Genomic DNA, 24,577 nt, shown 5'->3' with positions numbered 1-24,577 from the left:
ATGCATTCAAAAAAAGGAGGCGTCGACTATGGGAACCATTCGAAAACGTACGGCAAAAATGGCGATCTTGATCTTAATCGTGGCGATGATCGCCGGCTGCAGCGGTAAAGGCTCCGGGGCGGAGGAGCAGGGAGGCGAACAAGGCAAGGAGGTTGCATCCGGCGGTGAGGTCGGTTATCCCGGCAAGCTGACTTATTGGGTGACATTAAATGCAAACGCTTCCGCGACCATGCAGGACATGAATGGCATCGCTGCCTATCAAGAACTGGAGAAGACGACAGGTACCAAAATCACCTTCCAGCACCCTCCGGCCGGGCAGGAAGCGGATGCCTTCAATATTATGGTGTCCTCGGGCAATTTACCGGACGTCATCGAGTATGGGTGGGCAAACGTATCCGGCGGTCCGGATAAGGCGATCTCAGACGGCACGATCATCCGACTCAATGAATTGATCGAGGAGCATGCGCCGAATTTAACCAAGGTATTGAATGACAACCCGGAGTACCGGAAGCTCATCACGACCGATGACGGCAATATATACGTGTTCCCGTTCCTGCGGGGAGACGAATACTTGCTGACGTTCAACGGGCTCATTATTCGGCAGGATTGGCTGGACCAGCTCAAGCTTGAGGTCCCTGAGACGATCGATGAATGGTATGAGGTTCTGAAGGCGATCAAGACGGGCGATCCGAACGGAAACGGGAAGGCGGATGAAATCCCGCTGCTGCTTGACCTGGACATGACGGGGATCAACCATGCTTTCGTGGGTGCGTGGGGAATTACGACCGGATTCTATCAGGTCGATGGTCAGGTGAAGTACGGTCCGATCCAGCCGGAGTTCAAATCTTATCTGGAAACGATGAGCAAGTGGTATGCCGAAGGGCTGATCGATCAAGATTTTGCCGCCACGGACGCCACACTGAAGGACGCAAAGGTCACGAACAGCCAAGTGGGCGCTTTCTCGGGCTACATGGGCAGCAGTTTGGGCCGTTATACCGAGCTAATGAAGGCATCCAATCCGGATGTCAAGCTGGCCGCAGCGCCAAACGTCGTGCTGAAGAAAGGAGATATGCCGATTCTGGGTCAGAAGGACTCGGCGTATAATGGCTTTGGAGCAGCGATTACGAAGGCCAACAAAAATCCGGCCGAAACGGTGAAATGGCTCGATTACAAATACGGCGAAGAAGGGCATATGCTGTTTAACTTCGGCGTCGAAGGCGTCAGCTACGAGATGAAGGACGGGTACCCGACGTATACGGATGAAGTGATGAAGAATCCGGACGGGCTGTCCATTACCCAAGCACTGGCCAAATACAATTTGGCGAGCTACTCCGGTCCATTCGTGCAGGACCGCCGGTATATCGAGCAATATTCCGCGCTGCCTGAGCAGAAAGCGGCGATCGAGACCTGGATGAAGGCGGACAACAGCCGCCTGATGCCGGTCATTTCCCCTACGGCTGAAGAGAGCACGCGGTATGCATCCATCATGAACGATGTAAACACCTATTACGAGGAAATGGTGAACAAATTCATTATGGGCGTGGAGCCGATCAGCGGATTTGACAAGTTCGTCGAGACGATTCAGGGTATGGGGATCGAGGAAGCGGTGAAGATCCAGCAGGCGGCGCTGGACCGTTTCAACAGCCGTTAAGCCCGTTAGGGCATGCTTCGCCATGCGGGAGGGCAGCCGGATTGCCGCTTGTCTCCCGCATGGTTCTATTTTCCAAGTCAGGGGAGGGCTGAAATTGCAGCTTAAGCAGGAGATGAACCCAATCGTCAGACCGGTGAAAAAAGAAAGCTTCAGGACCAGGGCAGCAAGGGATTTCCGGCGGAATTCCGTGATTTATCTCATGCTGCTCCCGGTGGTGGCATTCTATGCCGTATTTCATTACGGGCCCTTGTACGGCCTGCAAATCGCGTTTAAAAACTTTTCGGCCGGACTTGGCATATGGAACAGCCCCTGGGTGGGCTTCGATCATTTCATTGAATTTTTCAACGGCTTCTTCTTTGAACGCGTCGTCACCAATACGATCGTCCTGGGGCTCTATGACCTGATCTTTGTATTCCCGGCCTCGATCGTGCTGGCACTGCTGCTCAATGAAGTGAGGAATCGGATGTTCAAGCGGACGGTTCAGTCCATCACGTATATTCCGCATTTTATCTCGGTTGTGGTCGTCGTCGGCATGCTGGTGGATTTTTTGTCCGTTGACGGGCTGATCAATCAGTTGATCGCTTATTTCGGCGGCAAGCCGATATCGTTCATGCGGCTGCCGGAATGGTTCCGCACCATATATACCTCGTCTGCAATATGGCAGGGAATCGGCTGGGGCTCGATCATTTATCTGGCAGCCATATCGAACATCGATCCGTCGCTGTATGAAGCGGCGAAGGTCGACGGGGCGGGACGCTGGAAGCAGATGCTTATGATTACGCTGCCCGGCATCATGCCGACGGTGATCATTTTGCTGATCCTGCGGATCGGTTCCTTCATGGCGCTGCAGGATGAGAAAATACTGATTATGTACAATCCGGTCACGTACGAAACGGCGGATGTGATCGGGACTTATGTCTACCGCAAGGGCATCTTGGAGGCGAGCTACAGCTTCAGCGCCGCGGTCGGCATGTTTAATTCCTTAATCAATTTTGTACTGCTTATAGGGGCTAATTACCTCAGCAAACGATTTACCGAAACGAAGCTGTGGTAGGGAGGGGAAGCATGCGAACTTCGAGATCTGTGAGTGAAATCCTATTCGATACGGCCAACGTCGTCTTGTTGTGCCTGTTATCCATCGTGACCTTGTATCCGTTTCTGTACGTCTTGTTTGCATCCGTCAGCACGCCCTCCGAATTCGTTCAGCATCGCGGGATTCTGCTGTGGCCCAAGGGCTTCTCGCTGGACTCCTACCGGATGGTGTTTGAGAATCCGAATATTATCCGAAGCTATCTCAACACGTTGCTGTACGTGGTTGTCGGAACGACGCTGAACATTTTCATGACCGCGCTGGGCGCATACGGCTTATCCCGGAAAAATGTCATGTGGAAAAGCACCATCATGATGCTGATCGTGCTGACGATGTTTTTTGACGGCGGACTGATCCCGAAATATTTGCTCGTAAAAAATATCGGCCTGCTGGATACGTACTGGGCGCTCATTATTCCCAGCGCCATGACGACATGGAATCTGATCATTATGCGTACGGCCTTTCAGGGGGTTCCGGTGGCACTCGAGGAGTCGGCACGGATCGATGGGGCCAATGATTGGACGATTCTGTTCCGCGTCATTATTCCGCTATCGCTGCCTGTCATCGCCGTCATGATTTTGTTCTATGGCGTATGGCATTGGAATAAATGGTTTGATGCGCTTATTTATTTGAGAGACCGAAATTTGTTCCCGCTGCAGCTGATCCTGCGCGAGATCCTCATCCAGAACGACACGAACAGCATGATGACATCCGTCGGAGGCGGCGATCGGATGCCGGTGGGCGAAACGATCAAATATGCGACCATCATGGTGGCGACGCTGCCGATTTTGTTCTTGTATCCATTTTTACAGAAATACTTCGTGAAGGGCGTCATGATCGGCGCGATCAAAGAATAGGAGGTCTTTAGGTTATGTGGGAGCAAGCGATTCGCGATGCGGTTGAGAAGACGAGAATAAATCTGGAACGACACCCGATGAAATTTCCGCATATCACGCAGGAGCAGCGTTATGAGTGGGGGGAGAGCACGGATTGGATCGAAGGCTTCTACACAGGGATGGTCTGGCTGTGCTATGAGCACACGCAGGACCCGTTCTTTAAGGAAACAGCGCTTCTGCAGATGGATGATTTTAAAATAAGGCTGCAGGAACGCAAGCATCTGGATCATCATGATATCGGCTTTCTATATCTGCCTTCCGCATTGGCCGCATGGATCGTGGACGGCCGGGATGAGGGGAGGGAGCTCGCGCTGAAGGCAGCGGATCACCTGATGCTCCGTTTCCGGGAAGGCGGGCAGTATATCCAGGCTTGGGGGCCTAAGGGAGACGAGAAGAACGGCGGCCGCATCATTATCGACTGCATGATGAACATTCCGCTGCTGTACTGGGCGCACCAGCAGACCGGGGAGGAGCGGTACTTTAACGCCGCCATAGCTCACGCAGAAAAGAGCCGGCGCTACTTGATGCGCGGGGACGATTCCTCCTACCATACCTTTTATTTCGATCAGTCCGACGGCACGCCGGTTCGGGGAGGAACGCATCAAGGCTATCATGACGGTTCTACCTGGACACGCGGACAGGCTTGGGCGATCTATGGATTCGCGCTGTCGTACCGGTACACCCGCAATCCGTTGTATCTGGAAACGGCGAAGCGTGCGGCTCGTTATTTTATTCAGCATTTGCCGGAGGATCACGTCGCGTATTGGGATTTCGATGTGCCGATCGAGCCGGGGACTCCGCGTGACAGCTCGGCTTCGGCGATTGCCGCATGCGGGATGCTGGAAATCTTGGAGTTTCTCGACGAAGGAGACGCAGACCGGGCGCTGCTGAACGATGCGGTGCAGAAATCGATGAGCTCGCTTGTCCGGTCGTATTCTACAATGCATGAGCCTGAAGAGGAGGGGCTGATCAAACATGGCTCTTATTATGTAAGAGGAGGCATGGGACCCGACGATTACATGGTCTGGGGCGACTATTATTATCTGGAGGCGCTGATGAGGCTAACGTCCGGTATACCGGGTTATTGGTATGAGCGAGAGTAGCTATATAAGATGAACTTAAGAATACGATGCAGCCAATAGAGAAGAGGATTGTCGAAAAAGTCGAAAGCTTTCTAATGGAAACAGCTACATCGGAAGCAGATGCAGTAATTGATGGGAGGATATCCGATGTCAATGGCCATTAAGGGCTACCTCTCTTATGATCAGGTCATCCGAACGATTCGGGTGGCCTTCTTGTTGTTCACGAAGATACGGCGTTGGCCGGGAAAATGCGGGCTGCCCCTGCCTATCCGATCAGGTAAAGAACGTTCACAAATTACTCGATAGCTTTAGGATAATCTCTTTGTTATGATGGGGATGATTAAAATTTAAGATACGTGGTGTGGAGGAGATTAGCATGTTGAAATCATTAAAGACCTCATTCTTATTAACGTTGGGTCTCCTGCTTGTGCTGGTATTTCCTACAGCAACCTGGGCCCATTCCAAACTAGAGACCAGCAGCCCGGCTGCGGATGCCAAGCTCACCGAAAGCGTGAAGGAGTTCAGCCTTACTTTCAATGAGAATATAGACGAGAATCTAAGCACGCTCAAAGTGAAGAACGAGAAGGGGGAAGAGGTCCAGCTATCCGGAACGCAGGTAAGCGGAAAGACGTTGTCCGCAGCGGTTGACGAGCCGCTTCCTTCCGGAACCTATACCGTGGAATGGAAAATTGTAGGCGGCGACGGACATCCGGTCGACGGAACCTATTCCTTTCAAGTGGATGCTCCCGAGAAAGAGCCTGTCCTGGAAGAAGAGCCTGCTCCTGATGCGGCAGCAGGTACCGATAATGCATCAACGAATGGCGGCACGGCTTCGAATGGAGAAGCTGACGCGGGTCAAACGGACAGCGCAGCAGATACGGATCAGCAAGCAGATAACGGGGCGGATACCGAGCAGCAAGCAGATAACGGCGAGCCGAAGCAATCCGAAGGCGGAAATTCGACGGTTTGGATTGTAGTCGTTGTTATCGCAGTATTTATTGCGGCCTACTTCGCTATTAAAGCTTCGCGCAAGAGAAAATAATGTCTTACTATTGGATAACCGAACCGCTGCTGTATTTCGCCTATGCTCTTCTTGCAGGACTGACCGTCATGGCACTGATTCCAAGAAGCAGCACGCCTGGCGTGTCCGTTCCGGCCTGGCTGGGACCGGCTGCCTCCATTACGGTGGCGGCATGCAGCTTTATCCCGCTTCTCAAGATCATTATGTTCTTTAAGGATGACATCGGATTCTGGCAGTCCTTCAACAGCATCATGTTCAAATTCAGCGAAGGCGAGCGCTATGCATGGATTTTGGTGCTTTCCATCGTGATGGCCGTGTTGACGGTAACCGTGCGGCGGAACCCGGGGTCGATGCTTCGCTGGCTGATGCCGGTTGCTTTGCTGGGCATAGCGGCGGCGATGTCCTCTTTTAATCATGCGGCATCGTTGTTCGAAAGCGCCGGGCAGCTGGCCTTCTTCGGGCATTTTACGGCCATGGCGATATGGTCGGGCACCCTGCTGCTTGCGGGATGTTTCGGCAAGGCGCTGGACCGTTGGGACGCCTTTTTGAGATGGTTCCACCCGATGGCCATCATTTGCGTTATCACCGTCATTGGTTCAGGTCTGTTTCTGATGACAGGCGTCACGCCGGACCCTGTAAATAGCTGGGCTTTATCTTACGGGCAAGCGCTGCTGGTCAAGCATATCCTGATTCTGCCGCTGCTCGTGTTCGGGTTCGTTAACGGGTATTTGGTGAAGCGGAAGCTGTCCCGAGACCGGTCCTTCCAGCCGGAGCGCTGGGCGAAGTGCGAAGGAATCCTGATCGGACTGGTGTATATCGTGACCGGATACATGAACCAGCAGCCGGCACCTCACGAGGTTGCCGATACGCTCGTCGTATACGGACCGGCACCAACCTTTGAATGGTTTCACCCGGGGTATGCATCCGGTTCGCTTACTTTTGGCTGGAGCTGGTACGGGATCGTTAGTCTAGGGATCGGCTTGGTGCTTCTATGGAACGTGATCCGGGCCTTTCGCAAAAACCGGAGCGCTCTTGAAGGGTTGCTCAGCGGGATGGCTGCCGTTATCCTTCTGTATTCCGGTCTGATGTTTTCGGTAACCGCCGTATAACCAAGGTCATGACAATGAAGGTCCTTGCTGCCTGGTGCAGCAAGGACCTTTTTTATGCCTCTGTTAATTACGGATGAATCACTCGTGGGCTGGACTGGATAATGATGGTATACTAATAGGGATTCTTGCATTCAGAAGACTTCGGGAAACGTTGGGAGTGGATTTCATGAATCGAGTACCAAAGGTGCGTTTGGCCACAAGCTCGGATGCGCCGGCTCTGGTTAACTTAAACGATGAATTTAATGGGGGAAAGATGCCTGTCGCTACCGTGGAGCGGCGCTTGCAGCATGGAGACGAGATCGTCGTGATTGCCCTTCTGAACGATGAACCGGTCGGCTTTGCTTGCGCGCAGACCTACACGTCGTTCTGCTATGAGGAGCTGCTGGGGGAGATTACGGAAATGTACGTGCAGGAACAGGCCCGGGGCATCGGGCTTGCGGGGATGATGATCGAATGCATTGAAGAGCAGCTGCGTACGCAGGGCGTCGCTACCATTAAAGTGCTGACTGGCTGCGATAATGATGCGGCGATCCGTGCTTACGGGAAATCAGGCTTCGTCAAGGAAGATGAAATCATGCTTGAAAAGCAGCTATATGTGAGCCCGGATCAGGCATAGGAAAGAGGGCTCTTTAAGCTGAGCCCACTTGAGAGGGACGCGCGCACCGATTTTTCCTCAATCGGTATGCAGACAATGAAATTCAGGCAGCATATTCCGTTGCTACTCTTTGAACGATAACCCCCTGGCTTCCAAAGCCGTTCGCAGCTTCGGCAGTGAAGCGGGTCCCATCCCGTGAAGCTTCAAAATGTCCTTCTCGCTGTAGTTCGACAGCTCCTGCAAGGTCGTGATTCCGTGATTCTCCAAGGCCCGTCTTGCAGGTGCCGAGAGCATGGAGAGAAATCCGTTTTCAGGCTTTAGATCCTGCTCGCAAATGGGACAGGTCGGACAATCGCTGCTTTTATAATAAGTATGGCCTTGGCTGCATGTCCTTTTATTTTTGCTTGAGGTTGTCATTGCCTTTAGCTCCTTCATCTTAAAATGGGTGCTGACCGTGTTATCAACTTCACTTTCGAATACTACTTCGCTATCAGCACGAAACTTCCTTTTCCAAATTCGAATGAAATGATCCCTATTTATTATAAGTTACTATTTTCCGATAGACGAGGTGTGGCCTTTATGTTAGAGCATCCGGAGCAGCATGTAAGAGAGCTTACGATCCTTAAGACCATCGCAGAGACGCTCAACCAAAGCAGCGACATGGTGCAAATGCTGCAGACTACGCTTGAGAAGCTGCTGGCTTTGACTCAGCTTGAAACGGGCTGGCTGTTTCTGGCCGGCGATAAACCGGAGTACAGCATGATGGCAGACCGTCATTTGCCCCCTGCCTTAACTTGGGAGGGGAAGAAGCCTATGCGCTGCGGCGACTGTCTATGTCTTCGAATGTACTGGTCCGGCAGCCTGACAGAGCCGGTTACGATCATTGAGTGTGAGCGGCTGCATAATGCAATTAAAGAGAACTGGGGCGAAACTCATCAATTAACGCACCATGCGACGATCCCTCTGACAGTGCAAGGGAACCGTATCGGGATTCTCAATGTGGGTTCTCCAGGCAAAGAGCATTTTTCGGAAAGCGAGCTTGCGCTCCTGCAATCGGTCGCTTACCAGATCGGAACCGCTGTCGAGCGGGCCAGATTGTATGAACTGAGGGAGAAGCAGGCGGTGAGCAGCATGGCCCGCTTCATTGTTGATTATTATGCGAAAGCAACGAGGGTGACCAGATATCTGTGGAAGATCAACGATTTAAATCGGATGTATACGGCGATCGTCGAGCAACTGTGCGCCTCCTTTGACTGGCCGAGCGTCGCCTTGATTACGGCCCAGAAAGATGATGAGCTTTACCTGCATACCCTTTGTCATCATGGTGTGACGCACTGCCCCATGAAGCCGGTCCGTAAAAGCATGCGAAAGTCCGGCAAGGGTGAAGGAATCGTCCATCGAGCTTTTGCTGAGCAGCAAGTCGTAGCCCATGAAGGTCCTGTACGGGTTCTGCCTGGTATTGGGCCCCATCCCCATTCGGCGGCCCTGCCGTTAACCCATCAGGAGCGAACTTTTCAGACCAAGGAATCTATAGGCGTGCTTTTCATCGGGCGGGATAGCGTGCCATTCAGCGAGCTGGAAATGGAAATTCTCGAGATGCTTGCCGAGCATATTTCACTTGCAATAGAGAAAATTTGCATTTATTACGAATGGCAGGAATTGCTTCTGGCTGAGGAGCGTAATCGTCTTGCCCGTGATCTCCATGATTCGGTCAACCAGAAGCTATTCTCCTTATCGCTGCTAGCGCAAGGGGTTCGCGAGCGGACGCTGATCGAGGATCCGAATACCGCAGAAGCGATCCATGATATCGGGCAGTTAGCCCAAGAGACGCTCGCAGAAATGCGCTCGCTTATTTGGCAGCTGCGTCCATTCGGGGAAGCGAGCGGGATCTTGTCCTCCCTAAAGGATTATGCTGAAAAGCTGGGCATCCAGATCACTTTCCTCATGAAAGAGCTCCCCGAGCTGGCGAAGGAAGTGGAAGAGGCGCTGTACCGGATCGGACAGGAGGCGCTTAACAATATCAGCAGGCATGCGGGCACGAATCGTGCCTGGATCCGGATTGCGCGGGAAGGCTCCAATGTATTCATGAAAATCTCGGATCAAGGACGGGGATTCGTCCCGGGGACCATCGAGAAAAAGCAGCGTTCACTTGGGCTCACCAGCATGAAGGAGAGGGCTGAGGAAATCAATGGCACCTTAAGCATTAGCAGTGAGGAAGGCATGGGGACCGTTCTTACGGTGACGGTTCCTCTACAGGCCAGGAAAGAGGGTACGGATGAATAAGATAAAGGTATTGATCGTGGATGATCATCTGGTAGTATTAAGAGGTTTGCGATATTTCCTGCAGACGCAGCCCATGATCGAAATCGTGGACCAGGCACTGAACGGGCTCGAGGCGCTTGAAAAAGCCGAGCTGCTGCAGCCTGACGTTATTCTGATGGATCTGGTAATGCCGGAAATGGACGGGATTGAAGCGACGAAGCAAATTATGGCCCGTTTTCCCAAAATGAAGGTCATTATACTTACCAGCTTTGCCGACCGTGATTCAGTTCTGCCGGCGATTAAAGCAGGAGCGATCGGGTACCAGCTCAAGGATATCGAGCCTAGGGTGCTGGTTGAGACAATCATCGCGGCAATGAACGGAAACCGCACGCTCCATCCGCAAGTGACGAATCAGCTGATCGCCCATGTGGCAACAGGCGACGAAGCGGCCAAAGGCATCCACATCCTGACTGCCCGCGAGCGGGATGTGCTGGAGCAAATTACGATGGGGCGAAGCAACAAGGAAATTGCGGCTGCATTGCATATTACCGAGAAGACGGTCAAGACGCATATTTCGCATATCCTCGGTAAAATGGAAGTCCAGGATCGGACCCAAGCCGCGCTGTACGCAATCAAGAATGGATGGTTCAAGACATAAATCCTTATACGACCAAGGTCGTAGATCAAGGTCTTATCTTCGGATAAGGCCTTTTTGGTATGCCAAGGTTAGACTCGTGCTGGACGTTCCGCTCCGGATTTTTCGATTTAATAGAGATAAGCACTTCACAGGATTTCTTTAAACAAATCTAGATACCGGAGGGAAACAGGGATGAGTACCGTATTATTCGTCAAAGCAAATGATCGTCCGGCGGAGGAGTCTGTCAGCGTCAAAATGTATGAGGCGTTTTTGAAGCATTACAAGCAGACGCATGCGGAGGACACGATAGTCGAGGTTCATTTGCACGAGCAAGAGCTGCCGCTGCTGGGCTGGGATATGATCCAGGCTAATTACAAATCGGCCACCGGGAAGGAGCTAAGCGGGAAAGAAAAGCATATCCGTTCCATTGTGGAGAAGCATCTGGAGCAGTTCATTTCCGCTGACAAAATCCTCATAGCGTTCCCGCTGTGGAATTTGAGCGTGCCTTCCGTTCTTCATGCGTACCTGGACCTCATGCATCTTCCGGGTAAAACATTCAGATACACGGAGGCAGGACCTGTTGGACTGTTGTCGGATAAAAAAGCTGTGCTGCTGAATGCACGGGGTGGTGTATATGGGGAGGATGCCCCGTCCGAAATGGCCGTTCGTTTCGTTAAAAATCATTTGAATTTCTTCGGAATTACGAACATTTCGACCGTCATCATCGAAGGACATCATCAGTTCCCCGACCGGGGGGCAACCCTTATTGAAGAGGGAATGCGGAAGGTCGTCATGGAGGCGAAACGGTTTTAACATGAGCAGGCTGCTGGTGGAATTTTGGTGGAGTGAGTCACACATAAGTGCTCAAACCGAATATAAGAGGAGGATTACAATGACTATTTTAGTTACGGGCGCGACGGGAAGAGTGGGCCGTCAACTTATCCAAGAGCTGCTGAACGAAGGGCACCGCTTAAGAGCGCTGACCCGGAATCCGGCTTTGGCTAAATTTCCTTCGGAGGTTGAAGTATTCGCAGGTGATCTTAGCGATCCGGCAACGTTGGCGCCAGCGCTTCGTGGCGTAACCGCCCTGCATTTAATAACGACCGGGGCAGGTTATATTCCGCTTACGACAGGGGATGAGATCATACGGATGGCTGAGAAAGCCGGCGTAAAGCGCGTGACCATCCTGTGGGATGGAAGGAAGGGAACGATTGAGCAGGCCGTTGAAGCAAGCGACTTGGAGTGGACGCAGCTGCAGCCGGTGGACTTTATGTCCAATGTGTCTAGTTGGAAGGAGTCCATTCAAACGGAAGGCGTCGTTCGGGATCTATTCGGGGATTCTTTACAGGCTTCCGTCCATGAAGGAGATGTGGGTCGTGTTGCAGCTGCGGCCTTGACGAGAGACGGTCATGCAGGTAAAACGTATTCGCTCACCGGACCCGAGGTTCTGACCGTTCCCCAGAAAGTGGACATTCTGAGCAAAGTCATTGGTAAGGACATCCGGTTCGTTCAGCTAACGGAAGCAGAGGAACGTGCACGCATGGCAAAGATGGGCGTTGAGGAAGAGATTATTGACTACGTCATCAATTGGCATAAGCATCCGCCGGTCGAGGCCTATACCGTCAACTTCACAGTGGAGCAGGTTACCGGCACACCTGCCAGAACGTTCACCGATTGGGCTCGGGAGCATGCGGGTTACTTTGCAGGAGAGTCTTCGGGATAACCTTCAACGGATGGGCAATTACGCGGGGGAACCTCAAATCTTGAAACAGGAAGGGGAGATCCACGAATCCCGCGGGGAGTAGAAAAAGGCATTCCCAATCAGAGCGGAAATGACGCCTATTGCACGGCGACATTTTTCCGCTCTGATTGCGTGACATAAGCTCGTATATTGTGATGCGGTGAAACATAAACATGGTCGCCATGTTGAAAAAATCAGGGAGAGTGCGAGCCCTTTAAGACCGCTTTCACGTAGATACTCCATTTAAAAAGGGTCCATCAGTCCCCGGGTCTCCATGGAGCGACGAATATCTTTACGGTATTGTCCCGGGGTAAGCCCCATCCGCCGCTTAAATACCCTGTTGAAGGAATGGATGTCTTGATATCCGACCTGCTCGGCAACGGCACTGATCTTGGACGATGTGCTGCGCAGCAGCCTGCGGCTCATACGGATGCGAACCGTCTGCAGGTAATGATGCCATGTCATCCCGGTATACTGCAGAAACAAGCGCTGCAAATGACGCTCGCTGAAGCCGCTCGCATGCGCAAGATGCGTTAACGTCAGCTCCTTCATATAATGGTTCTCCACGTATTGCAGGACATCCTGAAAGGAATGATCGTTTGCCGGCATGGATCCGGCAGGTTCGAGCTCGGCTTTGGCTCGTTTCAATTCGATAATAAGCTGCAGCAGAAGCGCATGCAGGTAATCATTGGAGCCGGACATGGACCTGGCATTCTGCTCATACAGCGCATCGAATAATTGCTCGAAGCGATCATTTCGGTCCGCAACGGAGAGATGACCGATAACCCCCTCCTCCATCTGCTTCAAGAAGGAGACAATGCCCGGATCCGACACAAAGGCGATCAGCTTCGGCAGGAGAAGGACCGAGAAGATGCAATTGTTGACAATGAGCGTTTTTCCGTTAGCGGAGGTGGGCCTGAACACGTGAGGCACGCCGAGCGGGATGAAAAACAGCTGCCCTTTGCGGACCTTTTGCACCTGATCCTCAATGTGATGAAAGCCTTCTCCCTCCGCAATGTAGGCAATCTCCAAAAAGTCATGATTATGGTAAGAAACCGAGAAGCTTTCCGAGCTCCGATTCACAAATACCATGGCACCCTGCCGGAAAAAATAGTCTCCGCGGTACGTTTCCATCGGTCGCTTCATGGCTTGTCGCCCCTTATTCATTATCGTAAATTATGTCCATTATACCTCATCTAAATGTCCTTTTTACAATCAATACTGAACATAGCAATCCCTATAATGGAAGTTGAGCCTCTCCTTGCAGAGGAGTCTAACGAGGAAACTTTTATCTGAAAAAACATTCAAAAACGCGTACATCACTCATGAACGGAGGTATGAACATGTTGGAAGTGACGGATCTTCGGTGCGAATATTGGCATAATCCGATTGGCATCGGGGAGAGACATCCAAGATTAAGCTGGCGGCTGCAATCGGATAAGCGGGCTGTCTCGCAAAAGGCTTATGAGCTTGAAGTGGCCGAGGACGAGCAGTTTACGATCCCATGCTGGAAGTCAGGGAAGGTGGATTCGGCGCAGTCGGTTCATGTAGAACTCAGCAATTTCGAGGCAGTATCTTGTAAGCGCTATTACTATAGAGTGCGGGTTTGGGATCAAGAAGGGGAATGCTCCGAATGGTCGGAAACCTCCTATTGGGAAATGGGCAAGCTGGAAGGGGATGCATGGGATGGTCAATGGATTGCAGCCCCTTTGTCTCTAATCCCGGAGGATTCGACTCAACTGCCGCTGCTGCGGCGAGACTTTCGTCTTGAGGCCGCCGTGAAGGAGGCTAGAGTGTACGCAACCTCGCTTGGGCTGTATGAGCTGGAAATGAACGGACAGCGGGTAGGAGACAGATACTTTACGCCGGGTTGGACGAGTTACACACATACGATCCAGACGCAAACCTTTGATGTAACCCGAATGCTGAAGCAAGGTAATAATGCCATGGGCGCATGGCTGGGTAACGGCTGGTATAAAGGCAATTTAGGATGGCAGGGCGGTCGCAATATCTACGGGAGCCGGCTCGCGCTTCTGCTTGAGCTTCACGTCGTTTACGAGGATGGCCGGAAGGAGATCATCGGAACCGATTCCAGTTGGATGGCTGCGCCGGGACCGATCCTGATGTCGGAGCTCTATCATGGGGAAACCTACGATGCCCGGTTGGAGATACCCGCATGGAGCACTGGGGATGATGAAAACGGTGGGTGGCAGGCCGCTGAGGTGATTGATCATGGGTACGATATGCTGAAGCCTCAGATCAATGAACCTGTACGTGCGATCGAAACGATCCGCCCGGTACAAGTGGTCACGACCCCCGAAGGAGACACTGTCCTTGATTTCGGACAGAATTTGGTTGGCTGGGTCCGGTTTCGTGTTGCGGGTCCGGCAGGAACGTTGGTGACGCTGCAGCATGCCGAGGTGCTAGATGCAGACGGAAATTTTTATACCGAAAATCTTCGGACGGCGAAACAGACTATTTCTTATACGCTTAAAGGTGAGGGAACTGAAACGTATGCCCCGCGGTTTACGTTCCAAGGATTCCGGTACGTTCGGCTCGCGGGGTTCCCGGAACCCATTGATATGGAGGCGTTCGAAGCCGTCGTTCTTCATACCGATATGGAAGAGACGGGGACGTTTCGCTGCTCCGAGCCGCTTGTCAATCAGCTGCAGAGCAATATCCGCTGGGGCTTGAAGGGGAATTTCCTGGATATCCCGACGGATTGTCCGCAGCGCGATGAACGTCTCGGCTGGACGGGAGATGCGCAGATGTTCATCCGGACCGCCGCGTTCCTGTCGAATACGGCACCGTTCTTTACCAAGTGGTTGTCCGACTTGGCTCATGATCAGCGGGAGGATGGGGCGGTTCCGTTCGTGGTGCCCAATATTCTCGGTGATTCGTTCGGATCTGCGGCATGGGGAGATGCCGCCGTGATCTGCCCATGGACGGTTTATGTCAGCTACGGCGATGGACGGATCCTGGAGCGACAGTATGAGAGCATGAAGCAATGGGTGTCATATATTCAAGCGCAGGGCGAGCAGGAGTTTTTATGGAATACGGGGTTTCATTTTGGAGATTGGCTGGGGCTTGATGCCAAATCGGGCGACTATGTCGGCGCAACGGAGCGGGACATTATCGCTTCGGCTTATTACGCCTATTCGGTGGATTTGCTTCAGAAAACGGCAGTTGTGCTGGGTAAAGAGGATGACGCCCGGAAGTATGCCGATCTTCGCAGCAATGTAGTGAAGGCGTTCCGGGAGGAATTCGTGACGCCTGCCGGACGGCTTGCCGCTTCCACTCAAACGGCGCATGTGCTCGCGATCTTCTTCAATCTGCTGGATGAGCCGGCGGAGAAGCGGGCGGCGGCCAAGCTGCACCGCCTGCTTGAAGAGAGCAAGTTCCACTTGACGACAGGGTTTGTCGGCACGCCTTACATCAGCCATGCATTAAGCAAACATGGCATGCACGAAGCAGCCTACAAGCTGCTTCTGCAGCAAGATTTTCCATCTTGGCTGTACCCAGTCACGAAAGGCGCGACAACCATCTGGGAGCATTGGGACGGCATTAAGGAAGACGGAAGCTTCTGGAGCAGCGACATGAATTCATTCAACCATTATGCATACGGCGCCATCGGCGATTGGTTATACCGGACTGTGGCCGGCATCCAAACGGTGGAGGCTTCTCCAGGGTATAAGCACATGGTAATAGCTCCTATCCCGGGACCGGGCCTGACATGGGCGGAGGGCTCGATCAATACCATGTACGGGCCAGTGCGGTCGTTCTGGAGGCTGGAGGAGGCCGACGGCCTTATGCAGGTGGAGGTAACCATTCCGCCGAATGCGACGGCTGAGGTTCGATTGCCGGGTACAACCGATCCTGCAAGCATTACAGAGGGCGGGGGCGTGCCGCTAAGCCAAGCGGCAGGCATCCTTTCGATTAGCGCTGGTGAAGAGGATGTCGTAGTCCAAGCCGGCTCTGGGGAGTACAGCTTTCAGTACAAGTATCGTTTGCAGGTGTCGTAAGGTCACGGGGAATCGGATAACACATCCGGCTGTTTCAGACTTAGGATTCTCGTGAGTTGAGATGTGTTTGCTTAGGAATCGTGATGTTTGCGATTGTTGTTAAAGCTTGTGGATACCATTTGAAATTGTTTGCAGTGATCGAATGCTCAGTAGTGGTAAAATCTCAGGGATCGCAAAGCCTCAGTATGATAAAGTCTCAGTAATTGTAGAGTTTCAATGATTGTATAGTCTGATTGACCGTATTGTCTTTAGTACCTTAATAATTGGTTAGAGAGCCTCCTCTTGAACGGGTGTTCCGTTCGAGAGGAGGTTTTTGTTTGTATCATTTTAGAGGTGTGAAGTTCCAGACCCTTGTTTCGAGCTCCGCAGGCGCAGCAAGTCCTCAAAAGGGACTTGTGCGGGAGAAAGGGAGCTCCGCAGGCGCAGCAAGTCCTCAAAAGGGACTTGTGTGGGAGAAAGGGAGCTCCGCAGGCGCAGCAAGTCCTCAAAAGGGACGTGTGCGGGTGAAAGGGAGCTCCGCAGGCGCGGCAAGTCCTCAATAGGGACTTGTGCGGGAGAAAGGGAGCTCCGCAGGCGCGGCAAGTCCTCAAAAGGGACTTGTGCGGGTGAAAAGGAGCTCCGCAGGCGCAGCAAGTCCCTAAAAGGGACGTGTGCGGGTGAAAGGGAGCTCCGCAGGCGCAGCAAGAGCCCAAAAGGGACGTGTGCGGGTGAAAGGGAGCTCCACAGGCGTGGCAAGTCCTCAAAAGGGACTTGTGTGTGCATCTTGCGTGCCGCTAAAAGTTAAACTTACTTCATGTAGTGAGTCGCATCATCGGCTAGTGTATATCGGTGATAGCGTTTTGCATTTGGATTAAGCGGTTTAATAAGCCCCTTAGCGAGTAAACTATGCATGATTTTAATAGACTTGTTTCGAGAAATTTTGAAGTGTCGCCGTACGTCCGCAAGGGCGAATGGGGTGTGTAACGTGCTGAAATATCGCATGGCCTCTCGTTCATATAAGGATAACTCTGCTATTTTGGGCATGGTGTGACTGTAGTAATCAAGAATATCGGCCAATGAGTTTCTGCAAGTCTCCGGGCGCTTCTCGATATCATCCATGCTGAATGGCAGGTAGGATATCCCGAGCGCTGCCATGGTTCGAATTTTGCTTCTTTCGAAGCTGAACCGTTCACGGGTTATCGTTTCGGCGTGCGCAGCGAATCCCTCACATTCCAAACCAAGCCGAAGCGGAGTATAAAAGACATCGATAAACAATGACACACCCGCGGAGTTCTTAATTCGATACTCCAGATCCACTCCTTGAAGGGTTGCCGAGGACTGGCAAGACAACATTCTTAATTAGAAGCTTAGTACCTGTCATATCCCGATTCAGCATTTCAAGGCGGCGTTTGTCGGTTGTGCTTTTTTGTTCCTTGAGAAATAAATTGAACCTATCTTCAAAGCTAATCATAATGTCCTCCTTTTCAATCAGAGTACAAAAAAAGCCTCGATTGTTCCTGACGGAACTTTCGAGGCGTTCTTCGCTAACGGTAATACTCTGCAATATTTACTTGATTTCATTCTACTGCATTTAGTTTACCAAGTAAATGAATATGAAATTGCATTCTGTTCCGGGCAAGGTAAATGCGTAGCTTACAAATGAATTGTTGTGAAGGTCATCTGCCAGGTATGAGTGTGCGCCGTAAAAGTTAGCTAGCAAAGATCTAAATTGGACGGAGCAGCAGCGAGTATTTCAAGTAAGCGCCCTATCCGGAACGAAAATTCCCTTGTTCCTCAGCGAAATGAATACCGGCGGAAATGGTACATAAACGGGATCAAGGTTATGCTGTTGGTCCCCTGACCGCGCATGAATATACACAACTCCCCGCTCAAACCATTACAGCAAAAATTTTGCGAGCACAGGCACATTTCTGGGCGAATGCACATACGATACAGAGTGATATCAAGGAAGCGAGGGGAAATCTGTGGCAGTCATCAATGTCAACTCAAACGATGTGGATCTGCTGGCTAGACTCATTCGCGCAGAGGCGGAGGGCGAAGGAGAGCAGGGGATGCTCATGGTGGGGAATGTCGGCGTAAATCGCATTCGCTCCAACTGCTTGGACTTTCAAGGCATCCGCACCATGAACCAAATGGTGTTTCAAAACCCGGGAGGATTTGAAGCCACACAAAAGGGATACTTTTATCAAAGAGCCCGGGATAGAGATCGGCGGCTTGCTCAACGAGTCATCAACGGGGAACGAATCTGGCCTGCTTCTAACGCCCTCTGGTTCTTCCGCCCGGCTGGAGAATGCCCGGCAACCTGGTACAATCAGCAGAATACAGGGCGTTTCAAAGCGCACTGCTTCTTCACCCCGTCCTACGCCGATTGTCCGAGTGTGTTTTGATTTATTCTGTAAACCACCGCATCTTGCGGGCATATAGAAGGAGGAATACTTATGTTTAATCAAGGCGTGCCACCTGTGAATTACATGAATGGAGTTCGTTATCCGGGCGTACCAAGCCGTGGAACCGCAGGGTATACCGGAAATGTACCGCCACAAGTTTCAAGCGGGAGCCAAATTACGCAGGGAGGCGCCGTCATGCCGATGCCTCAATTCGAGCAGTCCTACGTTGAGAACATTCTTCGTCTGAATCTAGGCAAAACCGGCACCTTTTACATGACTTATGAAAATAACTCGCAGTGGAACGCCAAAGTGTTCACTGGCGTAATCGAAGCCGCTGGCCGCGATCATATCATTATCAGTGAGCGCTCAACCGGCCGTCGCATTCTTCTCCTGATGGTCAATCTCGACTATGTCGTGTTTGACGAGCCGCTTCAATACCAATATCCGGGTGTGATCGGCAACCCGCCGACCGGTCGGTAAATCCGATCATATTCACCGCACGCTAATGTAACCTTCGCTTCCCTGGGAAAGCGAAGGTTATTTAGCATGTGCAACGGGCTGCAGAGAAACCAGTGCTGACGTTTATCGAACATGAGGAACCAATTCTATCTGTTATTAATAGAATATATCAATTCCCGGGAAACGAGGGTTAAGTGAAGAAAATCAAAACATAGCTTGTAACAACGCGTTTTAATGTCATAAGACAAAGTTTGACTGTGTATCGTAGTACTATATAATTACTTATATAGCTCGTAAACGTCGGAATAAGATAAGGAGATGAGTCCATTGGGAAGTTGACGCTTTGTCCGAACAGGTCGTTATGCTTAATGGCGCCACACATTTTTAATAACCGAAGGAGGTGTTCCTGTTCGTCATCGCATCTGGAATGACGGATAGGAGATCGATTGAGTGACCCCTTACCGAGTTTGATTAGTCTTACCTTGGTATTGTTTCTCGTATTGTTAAACGGTTTTTTTGTATCGGCTGAAATCGCTTTGGTTAAAGTGAAGAGCAGTCGAATTGATGCATTAGCTGAAGAAGGGCATCGGAACGCAAGGTATGCCCAGAAAATATTAAGAAATCTGGACGGATATGTATCGGCCTGCCAGTTCGGCATAACCTTGGTGTCGATTGGACTCGGGTGGATCGGCGAACGGACGATATCCTCCCTGATCTCGCCATGGTTTACCGGAATCGGCTGGAGCGAAACGGCCATCCATGCGGTATCTCTGGTGATTGCATTCGTACTTATCTCCATCATGCACATTGTGTTCGGGGCGCTAGCGCCAAAAACGGTTGCTGTCCGCAAGGCAGAACGAATTGCGCTGTTATCTTCAGCACCGCTCAGCATATTTTACAAGATCATGTTTCCTTTTATCTGGTTCGTCAACGGATTCTCGAATACCATTCTGCGCTTGTTCCGCATGCAGCCGGTGGTTGAACGGAACGTTCACACCGAAGAAGAGCTTCGGGATATGATGAAGGAGAGCAGTGAGATCGGCCTGATCGATAATACGGAAATGACGCTGGTCGACAATATCTTCGAATTCTCCGATACGACAGCCCGAGAAATCATGATTCCCCGAACTGAAATGATCTGTCTCTACAACAATTTGCCGATGGAAGAAAATATGAAGATCGCCAGCGAAGGCATGCGGACCAGATATCCCGTCTGTGATGAAGATAAAGACCATATTATTGGCTTCATTCATATTAAAGACTTGATGCGTGGACACATCCGTGACCAGCTTTCCTTGATTCGTCCGATTCTCGCCGTGCCTGAATCGATCAAGATTAGCGAGCTTCTGCGCAGAATGCAGCGAAGCAAGACGCAGATCGCAATTCTCATTGATGAATACGGCGGTACTTCCGGTCTGGTAACATTGGAGGACATTATGGAAGAGATCGTCGGCGAAATTCAGGACGAATTCGATGAAGAGCGGCCGGGAATTGAGTTGGTGGGGGAGGATGAATACTCCATCGACGGATTGATGCTCATTGAAGAAATTAACGAACAGTTTGGTCTGGATATGGAAACGGAGGACTACGACACCATCGGTGGATGGCTGTCATCGCGTCTGGAAGTTTTGCATCCGCATAAAGGCCAATTCGTCATGTACGGAGATTATTCGTTCATGATTGAGGAGACGGAAAATAAACGAATCTCGCGCATCCGCCTTGCAAGACAGCAGCAGGAGCTGCTGCAAGAGGAAGCAGGGGCTTAAACTGGGTGTTATAAGAAACAACGACAATAAATGTCGTTGTTTCTTTTTATTTGCAGAAAAGTTTCAAAAAATATATCAAAAGATGAAGAAAACGATAAGATTGCATTGATAGACTATGTTAAAATATGGATGTTCCTATCAAATTGAGAGAAAGGTGATGTTATGTCAAACGTACGCAGTCCTAAACGTATGGTCTCCGCTCTTGCAGTAAGTGCACTTTTAAGTTTAACCTTGGCGGGAGGGGCTTACGCGGATTCGGCTACAGACATTGCACCCGGTGCCTTAACTCCTCCGCCACCAGTGGAATTGAACGTGAATTCTATGAATCTGATGGCCAACAACTATCTTACGAGTTACTACTCTTCGATCAGCAAGGCTAGCAGCTCGCAGGTCAGCGTTTATGGCTCTACGAGTGCCGGACAAGCCGTCGACGCCATTGGCATCCAGTTCGTCCTTCAGCGATGGACGGGAACCGCGTGGGTCGATGCAGGCGCGTCTTCCGATAACGGGACGAACAAAGCTTCCCACAGCGCTACCAAGACATTCAGCGTGACTCAGGGCTATTATTATCGTGCCAAGACTACGCATTGGATCAACGAGAATGGTACATATGAAGATGGGGTTTATTATACGAATTCCTTGCTGGTAGAAAAATAAGCATAATGAAGAAGAGCACCCAATGAGGTGCTCTTCTTCTATACAACCGACTTCACACGCCTTGCGTGTGGCTTACCGGATGCCGTTCGCGATCTTGAGAAACTCTTCCTTCGAAATAAACCCGCTGATCATAACAAGGATCTGGTCATTATTATGCAGGAAACGAAGGTTTGTTTCCGTGATATAAGCAGCAGCTCCGGAATCCAGCTTCAGTGTGCCCGTTACCTCGCCGCCTACGCTGATGGCTTTATCGGCGGTTATTTCGATAAAGCTTACATGGATTACTTTACCGTCCCCATTCATATATTCGAGTTTCAGATCCTCGATAGGGCCGTCTTCTGAATTGGAAATTCCTGACGCCTGGATGAACTCATAGCCATTAGGAATATAGCCGACTTCAGGAATCTTGAAATTCACGCGTTTCTGGGATTCGGTTAGGGATGCATCCGAATCGGTGAACTCATAGGTCTCGGTTTCAATCAGTTCGGCAGGTGGCACATATTCTTGACCAGGTACAGACGATACATCCGGCGGAGGCGGGGTGAGGGCTTTGCTCTCGTCAACAGGTGCTTTCTTGCCAAAGATTTGACCGGCTAAACCGTTGCCCCAATCCACAATCTGCTGATAAATCGGTGATACCGCTTGCGTGACCGTAGGCTGCGAGAACATGAAGGCGCCGAAAGCCATCGAAGCGGCAACAATTCCGGCATATTGAAATCTGCGCCGGTGTTTCTTGCGCTGGTTCAGCTTCTCAAGCTGCATCTTGACTTGCTGCCAGGATTGACGCTTGCTATCGTCGTTCGTAGGGTATGAGGAGCTAGAAGCTGCACGATCGAAGGCTTCATCAAAAGCCTCATTAAACCAATCATCGTATTTTTCGTTGCTCATCTAATTCACCCCACTCTCTATATAGCATTTTCTTTACGGATTCCCTAGCTCGAAACAATCGCTGCTTGACGATCTCTTCCCGAGTATCGAGCAGGTCAGCAATTTCCTTGTAAGTCATGTTATGCTTCCAGCGGCACTCGATCAAAAGCCGGTATTCCGGCTTTAACTGATCCAGGTATTGCACAATCGCCTCTTCCAGCATATTCGACTCCACCTGCTGCTCAACATTGGTGGAAGAAACCACCATTTCTTCTTCATTAATAAAAACACGTTCAACATCCACTTGGTTACGGTATTTTTTATTTTTTCGCAAATAATTCATGGTCGAATTTTTGGCGACGACCCGAAACCATCCGCGCATCTTGCTCTCCATGTCAAATGTAGGCTTACTGGTAATGACTTTAATAAAGGATTCTTGAATTATATCCTCAACAGCAGCATGATCCCGGACTACATACAAAATTTGTCCATACACAAGATCATAAAATTCATAATAGATTTCTTCCTGAATAGGTTCACTGAGTTCCGTGAAATCTGCTGCAAGGAGGAGTTGTAATCGGTTAGACACGCGATATTCCCCTCTCTGGTGTAACCATCCTATTTCTCTCATCATTTTACAACACATTGAAAGAAAAAGCCCTATGATTTCAATTAACAATTACAGTAAGAGACTCTTATAAGAATATGCCGGCGGTCTTCACGATATTATCGGGTAAATCATTCAGGGTCGAACAAGCTGGGTTGAATAGAAGGGGATAGGCAGGACATGAGAATGCTGGAACACCAGTTAAGGAGGGCATGAGTATGCTGAAACAGCAATCAAGCAAAAGAGGCCGTCCCGGTAGAAAACTCCACGTTTGGACAGCCCCTGTGCCACATTCAGATGAGGTTGTAACGATGATCAAGTTGAGCCAAGGCTTTTTAGAGAATGAGCTTATGCCCAGTTTCCGTTAATGAAGACAGGCTCTTCTCTGCCGTCACGGGTAATGCCGGTAATTTGCAAATCTTTGGAGCCCATCATGAAATCGACATGCGTAATACTGGAGTTCAAACCGTGTTCCTGAAGCTGTTCAGGTGTCATCGTCTTGCCTCCTTCGAGGTTAAAGGCATACGCGCTGCCAATGGCGAGATGACACGAGGCATTTTCATCAAACAGGGTGTTGTAGTACAGTATTCCGCTTTCGGAAATCGGTGAGCGATAAGGCACGAGAGCTACTTCACCCAAGTAATGCGAGCCTTCGTCCATAGAAATGAGACGGGACAGCGTATCCTCGCCTTGCTCAGCTGAGAAGTTGACGATACGCCCGTTCTCGAAGGTCAGGGAGAAATTGTCGATAATGTTACCGCCATAGCTGAGCGGCTTCGTGCTGCGAACCGTTCCGTTGACTCCGGTTTTGAGCGGAGCCGTGAATACTTCTTCTGTCGGGATGTTGGCCACAAAGCGCTCGCCCTTTTCATTATGACTGCCGGCTTGTGCCCAAATATGCCCTTCCGGCAGCTCGATTGTGAGATCGGTCCCGGGGGATGTAAACCGCAGCTTGCTGTATTTCTTTTGGTTCAACTCATCAGATTTGCGCTGGAGCGTTGCGATATGATCTTCCCAGGCTTGGATCGGATCTTCAAGATCGGCACGCACGGCGTGAAAGATGGCATCCCACATTTTATCCACCTGTTGTTCTTGGGGAACGTCAGGGAACACCTTGGCGGCCCAATCGGGCGAGGCGTAAGCAAGACCCGTCCAGCTCATTTTATCCGCTTGCTGGTATTGACGGTATTTCGACATGGCGGCGCCGTACGTGCGTTGATAATTGGAAATCCGCTCCGGGTCTACGCCTTTAAGCAGATCCGGATTTGAGGACAGGATCGTTAGAAATGCGGCCCCCTGCTCCGCGAGCTCCGTAACTTCCTCCGCATAGTATCTCGGCGGTTCAAGAAAGGATTCGTCCGGCGCCAAATCGTAACGGATCCGGTTGACAACCTCATCACTGTAATTCACCTTTACCAGCTTGGCACCGATCTCATAAGCCTTCTTCACGATCAGGCGCACGAGCGGGGCAGCATCAATCATGGCATTGACGACAAGCGTCTGGCCAGGCTGCACATTGGCACCGACTTTTACGGCAAGTTCTGCGTAATTTTCTAATTTTTGTTCAAAGCTTAGCATGGATGATCCTCCAATTCTTAGCGTATTTCCGAAGGTCCCCGCAAAAGTTATGGAATTATGCTTGCGCCTCCACAATCTCTTTACGAATCGACCTCAGGTCAATAAAAGGTGAAGCTTAGCTTGTTAAGAAAGCAGCTGCTTAGGAAGCAG

22 protein-coding genes are annotated in these 24,577 nt (G+C 50.9%); 17 read left to right on the top strand and 5 right to left on the bottom strand.

All coding sequences use genetic code 11. From position 1 onward, the window contains the following. The first annotated feature begins 28 nt into the window (after positions 1-28). From NSQ46_RS17945 to NSQ46_RS17915, 7 genes are all read left to right on the top strand, one after another. Positions 29-1,651: an extracellular solute-binding protein gene (locus NSQ46_RS17945; RefSeq protein WP_007130055.1), complete on the top strand. Its 1,623-nt coding sequence runs from the start codon at positions 29-31 to the stop codon at positions 1,649-1,651. Positions 1,652-1,763: 112 nt separating this feature from the next. Then, complete coding sequence (locus NSQ46_RS17940; protein ID WP_050954030.1) at positions 1,764-2,705, top strand: ABC transporter permease subunit; 942 nt, start codon at positions 1,764-1,766, stop codon at positions 2,703-2,705. Positions 2,706-2,716: 11 nt separating this feature from the next. Continuing rightward, positions 2,717-3,598: a carbohydrate ABC transporter permease gene (locus NSQ46_RS17935; protein WP_007130057.1), complete on the top strand. Its 882-nt coding sequence runs from the start codon at positions 2,717-2,719 to the stop codon at positions 3,596-3,598. A gap of 14 nt (positions 3,599-3,612) precedes the next feature. Continuing rightward, a complete protein-coding gene (locus NSQ46_RS17930; RefSeq protein WP_251536756.1) occupies positions 3,613-4,740 on the top strand; it encodes a glycoside hydrolase family 88 protein in 1,128 nt (375 codons plus the stop codon). 355 nt (positions 4,741-5,095) lie between these two features. Next, a complete protein-coding gene (locus NSQ46_RS17925; protein WP_028403483.1) occupies positions 5,096-5,761 on the top strand; it encodes a copper resistance CopC family protein in 666 nt (221 codons plus the stop codon). Beyond that, positions 5,761-6,849, top strand: a complete 1,089-nt coding sequence (locus NSQ46_RS17920; protein ID WP_144878233.1) for a CopD family protein — start codon at positions 5,761-5,763, stop codon at positions 6,847-6,849. Before NSQ46_RS17925 ends, NSQ46_RS17920 begins: the two co-directional genes overlap by 1 nt. Before the next feature lie 166 nt (positions 6,850-7,015). Continuing rightward, positions 7,016-7,465: a GNAT family N-acetyltransferase gene (locus tag NSQ46_RS17915; RefSeq protein WP_251536754.1), complete on the top strand. Its 450-nt coding sequence runs from the start codon at positions 7,016-7,018 to the stop codon at positions 7,463-7,465. Positions 7,466-7,567: 102 nt separating this feature from the next. Here NSQ46_RS17915 and NSQ46_RS17910 read toward each other — a convergent pair whose 3' ends face one another. Continuing rightward, positions 7,568-7,861 (bottom strand): RNA polymerase alpha subunit C-terminal domain-containing protein, encoded by a 294-nt coding sequence (locus NSQ46_RS17910; RefSeq protein ID WP_251536752.1) that lies wholly within the window; start codon positions 7,859-7,861, stop codon positions 7,568-7,570. A gap of 162 nt (positions 7,862-8,023) precedes the next feature. Here NSQ46_RS17910 and NSQ46_RS17905 point away from each other — a divergent pair, with 162 nt between their 5' ends. From NSQ46_RS17905 to NSQ46_RS17890, 4 genes are all read left to right on the top strand, one after another. Continuing rightward, a complete protein-coding gene (locus tag NSQ46_RS17905; RefSeq protein ID WP_342574226.1) occupies positions 8,024-9,727 on the top strand; it encodes a GAF domain-containing sensor histidine kinase in 1,704 nt (567 codons plus the stop codon). Continuing rightward, on the top strand, positions 9,720-10,364 hold the full coding sequence (locus tag NSQ46_RS17900) for a response regulator transcription factor (protein WP_007130065.1): 645 nt from the start codon (positions 9,720-9,722) through the stop codon (positions 10,362-10,364). The genes NSQ46_RS17905 and NSQ46_RS17900 overlap by 8 nt, the downstream gene beginning before the upstream one ends. Positions 10,365-10,535: 171 nt before the next feature. After that, entirely contained in the window at positions 10,536-11,156 is a 621-nt protein-coding gene (locus NSQ46_RS17895; protein ID WP_342574224.1) for an FMN-dependent NADH-azoreductase, read from the top strand. Between the two features lie 79 nt (positions 11,157-11,235). Continuing rightward, the gene (locus tag NSQ46_RS17890) at positions 11,236-12,066 is read left to right on the top strand and encodes an NAD(P)H-binding protein (protein ID WP_007130067.1); all 831 of its coding nucleotides are present in this window, start codon (positions 11,236-11,238) and stop codon (positions 12,064-12,066) included. A gap of 261 nt (positions 12,067-12,327) precedes the next feature. Here NSQ46_RS17890 and NSQ46_RS17885 read toward each other — a convergent pair whose 3' ends face one another. Next, positions 12,328-13,230: an AraC family transcriptional regulator gene (locus NSQ46_RS17885; RefSeq protein WP_007130068.1), complete on the bottom strand. Its 903-nt coding sequence runs from the start codon at positions 13,228-13,230 to the stop codon at positions 12,328-12,330. Positions 13,231-13,427: 197 nt separating this feature from the next. Here NSQ46_RS17885 and NSQ46_RS17880 point away from each other — a divergent pair, with 197 nt between their 5' ends. The 6 genes from NSQ46_RS17880 to NSQ46_RS17855 all read left to right on the top strand — a co-directional run bounded on the left by NSQ46_RS17880 (position 13,428) and on the right by NSQ46_RS17855 (position 21,375). After that, the gene (locus NSQ46_RS17880; RefSeq protein ID WP_210094595.1) at positions 13,428-16,106 is read left to right on the top strand and encodes a glycoside hydrolase family 78 protein; all 2,679 of its coding nucleotides are present in this window, start codon (positions 13,428-13,430) and stop codon (positions 16,104-16,106) included. A gap of 317 nt (positions 16,107-16,423) precedes the next feature. Further along, positions 16,424-16,648: a hypothetical protein gene (locus tag NSQ46_RS17875; RefSeq protein ID WP_040738618.1), complete on the top strand. Its 225-nt coding sequence runs from the start codon at positions 16,424-16,426 to the stop codon at positions 16,646-16,648. A gap of 1,422 nt (positions 16,649-18,070) precedes the next feature. Next, complete coding sequence (locus tag NSQ46_RS17870; protein ID WP_007130406.1) at positions 18,071-18,493, top strand: cell wall hydrolase; 423 nt, start codon at positions 18,071-18,073, stop codon at positions 18,491-18,493. A 51-nt stretch (positions 18,494-18,544) separates the two neighbouring features. Further along, entirely contained in the window at positions 18,545-18,973 is a 429-nt protein-coding gene (gene gerQ, locus NSQ46_RS17865; protein ID WP_007130405.1) for a spore coat protein GerQ, read from the top strand. A gap of 425 nt (positions 18,974-19,398) precedes the next feature. Then, positions 19,399-20,718 carry a hemolysin family protein gene (locus NSQ46_RS17860; RefSeq protein ID WP_342574216.1) on the top strand — a complete coding sequence of 440 codons (1,320 nt, stop codon included), beginning with the start codon at positions 19,399-19,401 and terminating at the stop codon, positions 20,716-20,718. Positions 20,719-21,030: 312 nt separating this feature from the next. Beyond that, entirely contained in the window at positions 21,031-21,375 is a 345-nt protein-coding gene (locus NSQ46_RS17855) for a hypothetical protein (protein WP_232239339.1), read from the top strand. 72 nt (positions 21,376-21,447) lie between these two features. Here the strand turns inward: NSQ46_RS17855 and NSQ46_RS17850 are convergent, their stop codons facing one another. The 3 genes from NSQ46_RS17850 to NSQ46_RS17840 form a co-directional block, all read right to left on the bottom strand. Continuing rightward, the gene (locus NSQ46_RS17850; RefSeq protein WP_342574214.1) at positions 21,448-22,263 is read right to left on the bottom strand and encodes a DUF4367 domain-containing protein; all 816 of its coding nucleotides are present in this window, start codon (positions 22,261-22,263) and stop codon (positions 21,448-21,450) included. Further along, positions 22,241-22,831, bottom strand: a complete 591-nt coding sequence (locus NSQ46_RS17845) for a sigma-70 family RNA polymerase sigma factor (protein WP_007130401.1) — start codon at positions 22,829-22,831, stop codon at positions 22,241-22,243. The genes NSQ46_RS17850 and NSQ46_RS17845 overlap by 23 nt, the downstream gene beginning before the upstream one ends. Positions 22,832-23,197: 366 nt before the next feature. Beyond that, positions 23,198-24,427, bottom strand: a complete 1,230-nt coding sequence (locus NSQ46_RS17840; RefSeq protein WP_342574212.1) for an aminopeptidase — start codon at positions 24,425-24,427, stop codon at positions 23,198-23,200. Between the last annotated feature and the right edge of the window lie 150 nt (positions 24,428-24,577).

Source organism: Paenibacillus sp. FSL M8-0142 (assembly GCF_038597315.1).
In the GTDB taxonomy this organism is placed as follows: domain Bacteria; phylum Bacillota; class Bacilli; order Paenibacillales; family Paenibacillaceae; genus Paenibacillus_AQ; species Paenibacillus_AQ lactis.
Note: the sequence above shows the minus strand (reverse complement) of the source record. Positions and strands in the feature narration are given on the sequence as shown.

What these genes read in the sequence shown, in the direction of transcription:
- NSQ46_RS17945 (WP_007130055.1), top strand. Translation starts at nt 29, where the DNA reads ATGGGAACCATTCGAAAACGTACGGCAAAAATGGCGATCTTGATCTTA.
- NSQ46_RS17940 (WP_050954030.1), top strand. Translation starts at nt 1,764, where the DNA reads ATGAACCCAATCGTCAGACCGGTGAAAAAAGAAAGCTTCAGGACCAGG.
- NSQ46_RS17935 (WP_007130057.1), top strand. Translation starts at nt 2,717, where the DNA reads ATGCGAACTTCGAGATCTGTGAGTGAAATCCTATTCGATACGGCCAAC.
- NSQ46_RS17930 (WP_251536756.1), top strand. Translation starts at nt 3,613, where the DNA reads ATGTGGGAGCAAGCGATTCGCGATGCGGTTGAGAAGACGAGAATAAAT.
- NSQ46_RS17925 (WP_028403483.1), top strand. Translation starts at nt 5,096, where the DNA reads ATGTTGAAATCATTAAAGACCTCATTCTTATTAACGTTGGGTCTCCTG.
- NSQ46_RS17920 (WP_144878233.1), top strand. Translation starts at nt 5,761, where the DNA reads ATGTCTTACTATTGGATAACCGAACCGCTGCTGTATTTCGCCTATGCT.
- NSQ46_RS17915 (WP_251536754.1), top strand. Translation starts at nt 7,016, where the DNA reads ATGAATCGAGTACCAAAGGTGCGTTTGGCCACAAGCTCGGATGCGCCG.
- NSQ46_RS17910 (WP_251536752.1), bottom strand. Translation starts at nt 7,861, where the DNA reads ATGACAACCTCAAGCAAAAATAAAAGGACATGCAGCCAAGGCCATACT.
- NSQ46_RS17905 (WP_342574226.1), top strand. Translation starts at nt 8,024, where the DNA reads ATGTTAGAGCATCCGGAGCAGCATGTAAGAGAGCTTACGATCCTTAAG.
- NSQ46_RS17900 (WP_007130065.1), top strand. Translation starts at nt 9,720, where the DNA reads ATGAATAAGATAAAGGTATTGATCGTGGATGATCATCTGGTAGTATTA.
- NSQ46_RS17895 (WP_342574224.1), top strand. Translation starts at nt 10,536, where the DNA reads ATGAGTACCGTATTATTCGTCAAAGCAAATGATCGTCCGGCGGAGGAG.
- NSQ46_RS17890 (WP_007130067.1), top strand. Translation starts at nt 11,236, where the DNA reads ATGACTATTTTAGTTACGGGCGCGACGGGAAGAGTGGGCCGTCAACTT.
- NSQ46_RS17885 (WP_007130068.1), bottom strand. Translation starts at nt 13,230, where the DNA reads ATGAAGCGACCGATGGAAACGTACCGCGGAGACTATTTTTTCCGGCAG.
- NSQ46_RS17880 (WP_210094595.1), top strand. Translation starts at nt 13,428, where the DNA reads ATGTTGGAAGTGACGGATCTTCGGTGCGAATATTGGCATAATCCGATT.
- gerQ (WP_007130405.1), top strand. Translation starts at nt 18,545, where the DNA reads ATGTTTAATCAAGGCGTGCCACCTGTGAATTACATGAATGGAGTTCGT.
- NSQ46_RS17850 (WP_342574214.1), bottom strand. Translation starts at nt 22,263, where the DNA reads ATGAGCAACGAAAAATACGATGATTGGTTTAATGAGGCTTTTGATGAA.
- NSQ46_RS17840 (WP_342574212.1), bottom strand. Translation starts at nt 24,427, where the DNA reads ATGCTAAGCTTTGAACAAAAATTAGAAAATTACGCAGAACTTGCCGTA.